Origin of the sequence: Paraglaciecola mesophila (genome assembly GCF_009906955.1) — a bacterium.
Lineage (GTDB): Bacteria > Pseudomonadota > Gammaproteobacteria > Enterobacterales > Alteromonadaceae > Paraglaciecola > Paraglaciecola mesophila_A.
Genome location: NZ_CP047656.1, coordinates 1,767,875 through 1,780,129, shown reverse-complemented (window position 1 = coordinate 1,780,129; position 12,255 = coordinate 1,767,875). Strand labels below are relative to the sequence as shown.

11 protein-coding genes are annotated in these 12,255 nt (G+C 44.0%); 5 read left to right on the top strand and 6 right to left on the bottom strand.

The window, feature by feature from the left end:
• Nucleotides 1-38 precede the first annotated feature (38 nt).
• On the bottom strand, nt 39-173 hold the full coding sequence (locus FX988_RS21825) for a hypothetical protein (protein WP_302849972.1): 135 nt from the start codon (nt 171-173) through the stop codon (nt 39-41).
• Between FX988_RS21825 and FX988_RS07640 the strand changes: the two genes are divergently transcribed.
• The 3 genes from FX988_RS07640 to FX988_RS07630 all read left to right on the top strand — a co-directional run bounded on the left by FX988_RS07640 (nt 172) and on the right by FX988_RS07630 (nt 3,622).
• The gene (locus FX988_RS07640; protein ID WP_160179075.1) at nt 172-840 is read left to right on the top strand and encodes a gluconate 2-dehydrogenase subunit 3 family protein; all 669 of its coding nucleotides are present in this window, start codon (nt 172-174) and stop codon (nt 838-840) included. The two genes, FX988_RS21825 and FX988_RS07640, sit on opposite strands and share 2 nt — an antisense overlap.
• 73 nt (nt 841-913) lie before the next feature.
• The gene (locus FX988_RS07635) at nt 914-2,641 is read left to right on the top strand and encodes a GMC oxidoreductase (protein WP_160179074.1); all 1,728 of its coding nucleotides are present in this window, start codon (nt 914-916) and stop codon (nt 2,639-2,641) included.
• An 87-nt stretch (nt 2,642-2,728) separates the two neighbouring features.
• Nucleotides 2,729-3,622, top strand: a complete 894-nt coding sequence (locus tag FX988_RS07630; protein ID WP_160179073.1) for a sugar phosphate isomerase/epimerase family protein — start codon at nt 2,729-2,731, stop codon at nt 3,620-3,622.
• 427 nt (nt 3,623-4,049) lie between these two features.
• Here the strand turns inward: FX988_RS07630 and FX988_RS07625 are convergent, their stop codons facing one another.
• On the bottom strand, nt 4,050-5,033 hold the full coding sequence (locus tag FX988_RS07625) for a transposase (RefSeq protein ID WP_160179072.1): 984 nt from the start codon (nt 5,031-5,033) through the stop codon (nt 4,050-4,052).
• Nucleotides 5,034-5,554: 521 nt separating this feature from the next.
• Between FX988_RS07625 and FX988_RS07620 the strand changes: the two genes are divergently transcribed.
• Nucleotides 5,555-8,473, top strand: coding sequence for a TonB-dependent receptor (locus FX988_RS07620; RefSeq protein WP_160179071.1), 2,919 nt, complete (start codon nt 5,555-5,557; stop codon nt 8,471-8,473).
• A gap of 140 nt (nt 8,474-8,613) precedes the next feature.
• Here the strand turns inward: FX988_RS07620 and FX988_RS07615 are convergent, their stop codons facing one another.
• A complete protein-coding gene (locus FX988_RS07615; RefSeq protein WP_160179070.1) occupies nt 8,614-9,306 on the bottom strand; it encodes a YceH family protein in 693 nt (230 codons plus the stop codon).
• 102 nt (nt 9,307-9,408) lie between these two features.
• Here FX988_RS07615 and FX988_RS07610 point away from each other — a divergent pair, with 102 nt between their 5' ends.
• Nucleotides 9,409-10,329, top strand: a complete 921-nt coding sequence (locus FX988_RS07610; protein WP_160179069.1) for a histone deacetylase — start codon at nt 9,409-9,411, stop codon at nt 10,327-10,329.
• Between the two features lie 5 nt (nt 10,330-10,334).
• On the opposite strand, the gene FX988_RS07605 is transcribed toward FX988_RS07610, so the two are convergent.
• The 3 genes from FX988_RS07605 to FX988_RS07595 form a co-directional block, all read right to left on the bottom strand.
• Nucleotides 10,335-10,511 (bottom strand): DUF6435 family protein, encoded by a 177-nt coding sequence (locus FX988_RS07605; protein WP_160179068.1) that lies wholly within the window; start codon nt 10,509-10,511, stop codon nt 10,335-10,337.
• 277 nt (nt 10,512-10,788) lie between these two features.
• Complete coding sequence (locus FX988_RS07600) at nt 10,789-11,424, bottom strand: peptidylprolyl isomerase (RefSeq protein WP_254700748.1); 636 nt, start codon at nt 11,422-11,424, stop codon at nt 10,789-10,791.
• A 175-nt stretch (nt 11,425-11,599) separates the two neighbouring features.
• Nucleotides 11,600-12,157, bottom strand: a complete 558-nt coding sequence (locus tag FX988_RS07595; RefSeq protein ID WP_160179066.1) for an NAD/FAD-utilizing enzyme — start codon at nt 12,155-12,157, stop codon at nt 11,600-11,602.
• Nucleotides 12,158-12,255: the final 98 nt, after the last annotated feature.

The window sequence follows — 12,255 nt, the reverse complement described above, 5'->3', positions numbered from 1 at the left end:
CATATCTGCTGTGTTGTTGAACTAAACCTCAGTAATGATTACTTAGCTAAGTAGGGCTTAAGCGCAAACTCAACTTGTTGCTCTTTTCCTGGGTTGGTAAAGGGTGTGTATTTACGGTTTTGCATTGATTGGGCCCAGCGACATTCAATTTCAAAAATAAAGGTATTCTTCATGCACGGATCACAAATCTCGTCTTCTGATAAACAAGTGGCATTATCTGATACTCATTCGAGTGAGCATCTCGATGTTGAAAATCCTAAAAAGCGCTCATTTTTACTTGGCTTAGGGGCCTTGATTGGCGCTGCAGGGGCGGCAAATTTATTGGGAGGCGGCGGTTTGAGCGTGGCCATGGCTTATCAAGGAAATTCACAGAGCTGGCAGTCTGCAGGGCGCTTATTTACCCAACAACAGATGCAACTACTGCGTGATATTTGCCAATTGGTGATCCCTAAAACTGATACAGCAGGTGCGGGGGACGTGGATACCCATGGCTTTATCGATAACCAATTGGTGCGTTGCCATGCAAATTGGCAACAAACACAAGTGGTTGATTTACTAAAGCGCATTGACGCCGCAGCGAAGAAACGTTTCAAGCAAAGCTTCAGTGCAGCACGTGAATCTCAGCAGTTATCTTTACTTAGCGCAATTGAAGAGGCTGAAAAAGAGTTTGGTCGAGATGACGCAGAGCACTTTGCTTTTTTAAAGCAGATGATTGTATTTGGCTATTTTACGTCAGAGGTAGGTGGAACCCAAGAACTCGCCTATTTGCCTGTGCCTGGTGGATTCAAAGGGTCCATTCCTTATTCATCAGTTGGCAAAGCATGGCTTGTGAATCAGTAGGCTTGTCAGGCTTCAGTGAGCATTAAATTGCAGTTCAAACGCAAATCGAAAGTATTTAGAACAGGAAGATGTAATGAGTGACCAGATGTACATAAAAGACACTGATGAGCCCTTTGATGCCATTGTGATCGGTTCGGGATTGTCCGGTGGCTGGGCCGCCAAAGAGCTGTGTGAGAGAGGCTTGAAAACACTGATGATTGAGCGGGGCCGCGTGGTCGAACATAGAAAAGACTATATCGGCGAAGGTGTAGCGCCGTGGGATATGCCGATGCGTGGCAAAGTAGACAATATTTTACTTGAGCAACGTTATCGCATTCAAAAACAATGTTATGCCTTTAATGATGCCACAAAGCACTTCTTTGGGAACGACCGAGATTTACCTTATACCACTAAAGATGATACGACGTTTAGCTGGATCCGGGCAAATCAGTTGGGTGGAAAGTCTTTACTGTGGCATCGCCAGTCGTATCGGTTAAGTGACCACGATTTTGCTGCTAATAGTTTAGATGGCCATGGTAATGATTGGCCAATACGCTATGCAGATTTAGAGAAATGGTATAGCCATGTTGAGCGTCATGCTGGTATCAGTGGTGCCAAAGAAGGTTTAGAGCAGTTACCAGATAGTGAGTTTTTACCTCCTTTTGACATGACAAAGCCAGAACTAGACATTAAAGCCGCTATTGAAAAAGTCTATCCCGATCGCAAAATGATCATGGGGCGAATGGCACATCTAACTCAACCTTCTGAGCTGCATATAAAACAAGGGCGGGTGCAGTGCCAAGCACGAAATGAGTGCCAAAAAGGTTGCTCATTTGGAGCATACTTTTCAACCCAAAGTTCAACATTACCTGCCGCCGCAGCCACGGGAAATTTGCATATCGCGCCGAACAGCGTGGTGCACAGCTTGATTTATGACGAGCAAAAGAAAAAAGTGCGAGGGGTGCGGGTTATCGACAACGAGACGCTGGCCGAACGCGAGTATTATGCGAAGGTTATCTTTTTGTGCGCTTCAACGCTCGGAAGCACCCAAATTATGCTCAATTCTACTTCCCGCGCGTTTCCTGATGGTATTGCCAATAGCTCTGGCGTGTTGGGCCATTACTTGATGGATCACAATTACAACGCAGGGGCAACAGGCGATGTACCTGGCTATGAGGATGAGTATTATCGAGGTAGGAGACCTGGGGGGATTATTATTCCGAATTTCCAGTATGAACCTAAGCGTGGCAAGCAGAATTATTTGCGGGGCTACGCGTTGTCGGGTGGTGCCTATCGTGAAGGCTGGCAACAAAACGCGTCAACCAAGGGCTTTGGAGAGAAATTCAAGCAGCAAGTAACTCAAGCCGGCAAGTGGCGCTTTGGCTTGCATGCCCAAGGGGAAATGCTTCCACGCTATGAGAACACGGTGAAGCTACATCATTCATTAAAGGATAAATGGGGGATCCCTCAATTAGAAATCAATTGTCGCTGGTCTAATAACGAATTAGACATGATGAAAGATGCTGCCGATACCGCCGAAGAAATGCTCAAGGTAGCGGGTGTGGAAAACATCAGCAGTTATGTGACCCAAGGCCCCCCTGGCTTGGCGATCCACGAATTAGGTACCGCTAGAATGGGACGCGATCCTAAAGATTCTGTGTTGAACAGTTTTAATCAAACGCACGATATAGATAATTTATTTGTAACAGACGGTGCGAGTTTTAGTAGCTCGGCCGTACAAAATCCCTCGTTAACCTTTATGGCGCTCACTGCAAGAGCAGTTGATTATGCCGTTAGTGAGATGAAGCAAGGTCGAATATAAATATGAGAACCTCGCATGGTTAATGTTGGTTATTTATAAAGCGAGCAGGTGAGGGGATATGATTAGCTGTTGTAAAAGGAAGCAAAAATGAGATTAACGAATGTAAGAATGCGCTTAATATCGATGCTAGGTACCATTGTCATTACACTAGGGTTATTCGGCTGCGGCCAAAATGAAAGTCAAAACCAAAGTCCTAAAGAAAAGGCCATTACACCACAGGTGAGTGTGCAATTGTGGTCTGTGAAAGATGAGGTTAAGCGAGACTTTGAAGGAACACTGACCATACTCGCTGATATGGGCTTTGACGGTGTCGAGTTTGCTGGGGACTTTGGGAAATACTCAGATGATCCGCAGGCACTTAAAGGATTTCTGGATGGTTTAGGGCTTAAAGTAAGTGGGGCGCACATTCCCTTTGAAAAGCTTAATGAGCAGCACTTTTTTGACACGGTTGCTTTCTATAAAGCCTTAGGTTGTGAAAGTTTGATTGTACCTTATGATGCACGCGCGTTTGACCCGCAACAGATTGAGGCTGTGGTGGCTGATTTGAATCGTTTGTCAGAAAAGCTCGCTCCCGAGGGGATGAAAATCGGTTATCACAATCATGAACAAGAGTTTAACGACTTCCAGCAAAGTACATACTGGGATTACCTTGCACAGAACACTAATGAAAACGTTATTTTGCAGCAAGATGTGGGCTGGACAACGTATGCAGGTAAGGACCCCGTTGAGTATGTTAAGCGCTATCCTGGGCGCACTTTTACCACGCATTACAAGGTTAAACTGCCGGATGATGTGCAAGATAAATTGCCATTAATTGGTCAAGACACCATAGACTGGCCGAGTTTGATTGAAGCCAATATATCAGTAGGTGGAACTCATTGGCTGGTGGTTGAACAAGAAGAATACCCTAATGATTTAAAACCTTTAGAGGCTGTTAAAATATCAAAACAAGGATTAATGGAATTTCTTGAAGCGCGCTAACGCTAAATCAATATGTAGTGGTTTAATGCTCGCGGGGATATTTTATAGAAATATAGAAAAAACGCTGCGCTAATTAGGTTGTAGTCTCCCTGCCTAAACTCACTTAATCAAAGCGAAAAGCCGTCGTTTTCCATAACAAAGCTCAGCCAGGCTCTCCAAAAATTTATGAAGACAGCCAAGGTAATTTATCAACACAGCCATGCTATAGATGGGACGTAGTGAGGAATTTATAAGGACATCCATGAATTGTTATCGCTTTCGTCATCTTCAACAAGGTCGGTAAAGTGACACTACGGTACTTTTTCGTTGAGCGTCAGAGATTTCGTTTACATACAGGATGTTAAAAAAGAATACGGCGACGAAGGTGTAAAGTTAGGCGAGCGTCCGCTTCACAAGCTGTGCATTAAGTGTATTTGTTGAGATTGATTTAAGCGCGCTTTAGCAGCGCTTTTGCTTTACCCATCCCACGTATTCGTTGATGGTGGGTATGGCGCTTAAAGGTGTTCATCATTTGCTCGCCCCCAGCGGCGTAACAGAAGTGCTTTTCAAACTCAGTGGTTAAGGTCAGCCACTGTGCTGAGTCTAGTCCCAATCTTTGTAGAATAGGGCTTTGAGTGTTATCTATATAACCTGCCTTGTCATCACGAATACAACGACCTGTGGTATCAATAAGGTCACAATAGTCTTTGAGCGAATACGCAATACCTTTTGGCATGTTTTCTTTCAGGTTTCCCGCAAAGGGCATTAGCGTACTCGGTTGAGCGTGTTGACGTTTAACGGCGTGAATGCGTTTTTTAATACTGGTGTGTGTTGCTGTTTCAGGTGTTTTGGCTATTTTCGCTCTAATGGGGTTTAAATCCACATAGGCCATACACGCTAGCACGGCGCTTTCATCTAGTAGCGCTTGAGATTTAAATCGTCCTTCCCAAAAACGGCCCGTACAGTCATCTTCTTTATTCGCTTCACGGGCAATATATTCATTTAAGTCACGCATAAACCAACTGATGTCGTACAAACGTTTTCTGTAGATTTCAACAGTGTCATCAAGGGTGATGAGCTCTCCTTGAGTTAGGGTATCGCCGTTTATAAATTTTTGAGTGAGTAACGTGCCTTTATGAAGCGTGTGATAACGCTTTAGTACCGATTCGGTATCCCAGTTATCAGCCAGGGGTTTATCCACACAAAGCACCACATGAGTATGATTACTCATCACTGCATAAGCACAAATATCAATCGCGAACACGGTCGATAAAAACAGTAAACGCTCTTCCACCCAGTTGCGCCGGTGCTCGTAGCTCTGCCCAGTAGTTTGGTTTGTGCCACACAAATAAGACTGACGAACACATCGGGACACACAGTGATAATAAGGCGTATCGATTAAACTGATTTGGCTTTTTCGTGACTGGGGCATAGCAGTCGACTCAATAAATTGGAACACGTGTTAAGTGTAGTTTGGGTCTGAAAATTAACCACTTTTAACATGGATGTCCTTATATTTTATATTCTATTTTATCATGGGTGTCTTCATATTTGGGCTATCAATTTGAGCTGTACCTTTTCGGTTCAGCAGAAACTGCGTTCCGCGGTCTGCTTGAGCACACTGTATTGGAAATGGCATTTCTTCTGTCACTTTTTCGATAAATGTATTTTTGTTCAGAGCTTAGCGAGGCTTGATTTTTTATCTCGTTTTTTTCGTTTCTTTATTCCTTCCCTTCCATGCTTTTTACGCGCTGTTGGTTCGATATGTTTATTTTTTGTATGCTTTTTGTTGAACGCTTAAACATAGTATGTTTGAATATATATTATCTATTCGAGGAGTGAAGTGCGTATAAGCCTTGAAATCGGTGCATGAAGGCGCCGTAGAAAGGCGTCGATGAGAACGTTTATACGAGCTGTATTACATATTGAGAGCTGAGGAGGCTTGAAAAGGCGATGAAAACCAACACGAGACACATAGGGTTATTAAAAAACACGGCAATTGCTTTAGCGGTTGCGCAATCGCTTGCGGGTGGCTCAGCATTTGCACAAAGCGCAAGCAGTGATGAAAACAGTGTAGAAGTTATTGAAGTAAAGGGTATTCGAGCTAGCCTAAGTCAAAGCTTAAATAAGAAAAAGAACAGCGATGAGGTGCTAGATAGCATTGTTGCTGAGGACATTGGTAAATTTCCAGACACGAATGTAGCGGAATCCTTGCAGCGTATACCTGGTGTCTCTATCGATCGTGCAGGCGGCGAGGGTGCACAAGTAACCGTCAGGGGGTTCGGCCCGAGTTTTAATTCTGTTTTGGTAGGCGGCCGTCGTCTTGCGACTGATACCGCAGGCAGAAACTTTCGGTTTGACTTGTTAGGTGCTGAACTCATCGGTGGGGCGGATGTTTATAAGACGGCTCCTTCACATCTTCAAGCTGGGGGAATTGGCTCAACAATAGATTTACAGCTACAACGACCTTTGAGTATTGGTGAGCAAAAAACAGTATTGAGCACCAGAGCGGTTTACGAAGATAATTCTGGCGATGTTGCACCACAATTTTTTGGTCTCTTTAGCGACACATTTAATGACGATACTATAGGGGCGCTGGTCTCTTTATCTTATCAAAAGCGAAAGTCAGCACAGGACGCGGTTTTTTCTGGTCCGTTTGTTGGTCCTGAAATTGACCAAGATCAAGCCTCCGTTTTATTCGCAGATGGTGTAGGAAATGGATCAGGAAGGTATTTGCACCAGCAGCAACTTCGATTTGCCCGCCAAGATCAACAGAGAGACCGCATTGGTCTAACTGGTGTATTTCAATACCAGTTCGCTGACAATGCGTTATTAACCGTAGATGGTTTGTTTAGTGATTTTGATATTACCAATCAAACGACACATATTTTCATGTTTAATGAGCGGGCTACATACAACAATGCAGTGACCGATGAAAACAATATTCTTGTCGCGTGGGACCAAATTGGCCGACCATTTCAAGCTGCTGTAGAGGATAATCGCGCTTCGCAAGTTTGGCAGGTCGGAGCTAACCTCGACTGGGATATCAGTGATAACTTTAGTGCAGTATTCGACGTGTCTTACTCAGAAGCAGAAGATGACTCAGCTGGTGATGACTTCTTCTTTGTTGTAGCGGGTCCTCAGGCTGTGCAACGCTTTGATTATACACAAGGCGGAGATGCCCCTATATTTCAAAACTTTGAATTTGAATTAGCAACTACTGACCTAAACGGGGACGGCGAAATTAATAGTCTCGATCGTGTTGTTGGCAATGAGATAGTTGCCCCTGATCCGAACGATACATTTTCGTGGTTTGGCACGCGTGAAGGTCAAGGAAGCACAGACGAAGTGTTTGAGCTTCGTTCTGATTTTGAGTGGTATGTGGATGCGGGCGTACTTGAAAACATCACATTTGGTGCCTACTACGCAGATCAAGAGAAAACACGCTCTGATGCACGTACCCCTGGAGGAGGAAATGGCATCAACAATGCGTATTTGCAGGCGCAAATTCCACTTCCGGCAGAGTTGTTCTCCTTGCAAAATAATAGCAACTTTTTAGACGCTATAAATGCAAATGCGCCGTCTCAATATTTGGCTTATGATCCTGAAAAAGTTATTGCATACCTTGAATCAGACGAGGCTCTTACTCAGCGAGATTTACTCAACAATTTACCCCTTGGTACTAGTGCGACTCGATTAGGCCTTGATCCGGCTAATCCTCGTGCAGATGGGGGCGTGGGCTTTAATGCCATTGATGTTCCGCGTAATGCTTTTATCATAGGCGAAGAAACCATCGCTGTTTATGCCAATGCTAAATTAACAGGCGAAGTGGCAGATATGGGACTGACTGTAAATCTGGGATTCCGGTATACACAAACAGAAACGACTTCAGAGGCTTTTTCTGAACCCTTTGCGACGATTTTTCCAGACCCAACAAGGCCAGATGTACTGTTAAGTACAAGACTACCAGCCCAGTTTATTGAGCAAACAGAAGATTACAATGAGTTTCTGCCTTCTATTACGGCCAAACTTAATGTAACAGATGAGGTCGTGGTACGAGCGTCTTATTCTAAGTCATTAACGCGGCCAAACCTTGCGGATCTTAACCCTGGTATTAATACTGCGCCAGAGTTAAGGCTTTCTGATTTAACCGCTACTTCTGGTAATCCTGACCTCAATCCGTTTGTATCTGACAACATTGATTTGTCGGTAGAGTATTACTTCGCTGATGCCTCTGCGATTAGCGCAGGTTTTTTTAGGAAAGATGTTTCAGCTTTTATTGCTCAGCAAGAGATGCGTGAAGGGTTAACGCTTCCTGCTGGTAACCGTTTAGATGAAGTTACAGAAGATAGGAGCAACATTGAGGGAGATACAATATTCTTAAATATAAATCGACCTAGAAATCTTAATTCAACCGTGGTTGATGGTGTTGAAATTTCATTTCAGCACGTTTTCGACACTTTACCGGGCTTGCTTCAGTACGTTGGTGTAAGTGCAAATTTAACCTACGTGAACTCTGACGATGAAGTGAACAACGATCTCATTGATGCCGCTGTTGCCCTGCCTGGACTTGGTGATTCGCAGAACTTTGTTGTTTATTATGACGATGGCACGATTGAAGCCCGCTTGGCATACAATAATCGCGATCGTTTCTTCGATGGACGCCAAGGTGCTGAACCTATCTTCACGGAAAGATTTGATCAGATAGATGCACGTATTGCGTGGAATATCGGTGAAAACTATCAAGTCTTCGTAGAAGGAACGAATCTAACTAACTCTTTTGTGAAAAGAGCTGGACGGTTCGAAAGCCGCTTCGGGGGAATTGAAGATCCAGGCGCACGATATGTTCTCGGTGCTAGAGCGACGTTCTAACTGAAAATGACGCATTCATGCACCGCGATTGCATATCGCTCTGTATGAATATCAGTGAGTCAATCACTCTTTAGGCGCCTACACGGCGCCTTTATTTGATAGTTTGGTTCTTCAGTATTTTGAGGTAGGCGAATGTGAGACTAGCGCGTTAAATCATCTAGGGTTTGTTTCAATTGTGCTAATTCGATGTGCAATTGATTAACAGCATTTTCTAGGGCAATGATGCGCGATTCTTGAGTACTGCTATTCGGATTGTTCGTTGAATTGGAGATACTCGGGTGGCTGCTTTCACTCGCTGTTGCTTGCTCGTGGCTTGCGGCCTCATTTGTATCTTTATAAAACTGCTGGGCATAGCGGGATTCCCGCTTACCAGGCTCTCGTTCAAGACGCACCACAAGCTGCTCGCCGTTCACATCCTGTAGTTCATTTAGTGTTTTTTCCACTTCATCTACATGAGTAAAACCAGCCATACGCTGAGCTCGCGTACGAAGTTCTCCCGGCGTCTGGGGTCCGCGCAATAACAATACGCATATGACCGCTAACTGCTGTGGCGTTAGCTGTAAATCGCTAAACTCCGTATTACAAAAACGATGTTTATAGCGTGTGGCGCGACTGCCGCTTTGCTCAAATATCATATTCTTTGCGTGCAGCTCATCAAGGGTATTTTGCACTTCAAGCTCGGTGAGTTCCATAACCGGCTCACGGTTACTTTTTTGATTACAGGCGGTGGTGATACTGTTCAGTGAAAGCGGATATTGCTCAGGTGTGGTGACTTCTTTTTCAAGTAGTACACCGATTACACGTGCTTGCAGTTGGGTTAAGGTAACTAACAAGATAACTCCTTAGGAAATAAATATGCCTTGCAGCGAAGGAAAACCGACGAGACAATAAGGTAAATAATGCTCAGGCCCTAATACTGGACTGCAGCTAAGTATATGAATGAGAGCCATCTTTTGTCGACACCTTTAGTTTTTCATCCCATTTACAGTCAGTTAGATTTACCCTTCAAACACCGTTTTCCCATTGAGAAGTATCAAGCTATCTACGATAGGCTTATCAGCTTAGGTGTACCTAAAGCGCAGTTTCATCAACCTCATGCACTCACACCAAGTCAGTTAAAACGTGTTTACAGCCCCGATTATGTTAATGGGCTTACCCAAGGTGTGCTTGACCCTAAAGCCATGCGTAGGATCGGCTTTCCTTGGTCAGAACAACTAATTCAGCGCTCATTAACGGCTGTTGCAGGCACAGTGATGACTTCAAATCTAGCCCTTGAACATGGTAAGGCAGTGAATTTAACCGGTGGTTATCATCACGCCTTTGCGAATTTTGGCGCAGGGTTCTGTTTGTTTAATGATCTGTATTTAGCGGCTTTGAATATGTTGCAGGCCTCAGCAATTAACAAAGTATTGATTTTCGATTGTGACGTTCATCAAGGAGACGGCACCGCTAAATTAGCCTCTAACAACCCAAAGGTTTTTACAGTGTCGCTGCATGGTGAGAAGAACTTTCCTCATCGCAAGCAAGTTTCAGACTTAGACTTTCCATTAGCGAAAGGCACCACAGACGATGAATATTTAACAGTGGTTGAGCGCGCCTTACATCAAGCATTTAGCACATTTAAACCTGATGCTGTGATATACGATGCCGGTGTGGATATTCACATTAATGACGACTTAGGGCATTTACATATATCTACCCCAGGGGTGTACGCCAGAGACTGTATGGTATTTGAGACTTGCAATAAACAGGGGGTGCCGGTGGCGGCTGTGATTGGCGGTGGATATCAACGGGACATCAGCGCCCTAGTTGATGTGCACTTACAGTTATACCGAGCGGCGGGAGTTGTAGCTTAACTTACCTATTTATTATTCTTTTCAAGGGTTTCGATATCGCTCCACAGTGCTTCGGCTTCCGCTGTTAATGTCGCGTAAGCTCGAATATCACCTTTTCTCTGGGCTAACATAGCGTCTTCAAGTTTTTGATTATATTGTTTCTTTAATTTTTTTACTGGAGAAGATTTTAAGAAACCAAACATACATTATCCTTTTGTGTGTGCAGAAAAGGTGTTACCAATACCAGTGTTTTACTCTTCTCGCCGGATTTAAGATCAAATACTATTACGTTTGAGATCAACATAAACGCACCCGTCTGACGCTCATCGGTTTGACTTTCTCGGTGCTCTTATTCTCATTGCGTACTAAACGTATGGCACTAGGGCGGATTGGCTAGAAATAACGTGTTATTGCTAGACAATTTAACGCCGCTAGACACAAAAAAGGTTATCGAAAGATTCGGCTTAACCAGCTATTAGGTTACTTACTCAATGTTATCGCTTGTATTTCAATGGGCTGGGCCAAAATCTGATCTTTAATATAGGGCTCTTCAACGGACTTTGTGTTTCTGTTTTGTTGGATTCTTCTCACAATATCCATCCCTGAAGTGACCCTTCCAAATGCCGCAAAACCTAGCCCATCAGGATTGCGTTTACCACCGAAATCGAGCGCTGGTTGGTCTCCGACACAAATGAAAAACTCCTGTGTTGCTGTATTTGGACCACCTCTAGCCATTGATAAGGTGCCGTCTTGATGCTTACGTGAGGTGTACTGAGTTGTTTCAATAGGGATAGGAGCGAAATCAATATGTTGTGGATGTGCGCGTCCTTGAATAACAGCTATTTGTGGTGTGCCTTGGTCGTTGTCTGACCTTACAACACGGTAAAACTCACCGCCTTTATAAGCTGAATCCTTGATATAGGCAATAAAGTTCGCCACTGTTATGGGAGCGTCATGAGCATAAAGCTCGATATTGATATCACCCATAGAGGTATGAATGATCGCATGTTTGTTAGGCTTTTCAGCTGAGCTCGCTTGTGCTTCAGGGGAAAAATTAAGATTAATAAAAAGAAACAGCACCAAATATAAATATACCAAACGCGTGTCCACGATCATTCCTTGTAAGTTATTAAGCGTGAATAAACTATATCACTGAAAGTTGGCCGAACAGATTAAAAAAACGGTTAATGACTGATAATCAGTAGTGGTGAGGGGCGTGCCGTAAACTTGTGTTATTGAGGTAAAATTTACGGCACCTTTGTCTTGTTTTAGAAGGGGGCAATGAGCTAGGTCATGGCATGGATTTCATGACTTGGCTGAATTTATTCTGACTGCTAACAACCCAGCCCGGAGTGGCTTCGCCTGAGCCTGCATAGCGCAAACTCGGATGACTACTGGCAACATCCCGCAGAATCGATTGTTGCTCGGGATTTATGTCAACAAAGAAAATGTGCATTCCTTGATTGAGAAGTTGCTGGAATCGCTTGAACTGATAATTTGGAGTTTGTATTCCAATTAGGCCACCTTCCCAGGTGCAAAAGCCCAGAATAACCACTGCACAGAAGCCAAACGGGATCCAACCTACCGCTGTGGTATACCACTCAAATAAATAAGCGACCACGAGTATCAGTAGTGCGCCAACCACACCTATGATCGCACCACGCTGGGTGGAGTGCACGACGTCTTTTTTCAAAACAGCTTCAATCGCATGCAGGTGATGCTTTTCAAGAGCTGCATCGTTCTCGCTTAAAACATGAAACTGCGGGACGGTTAGTCCACTATTTAAAAGTTCTTGTTCAACCTGTTTTAGGTCTTCTAAATCATCTGTTATGTAGTAATGTCTAAACATTGGTTTCTCCGACTGTTTATTAACCACTTGTTAACTTGGTAAGTATAGCAGCGCAAAATAAATATGGATGAATGAGCGTGTAGTGCGCCAGCAAAGCT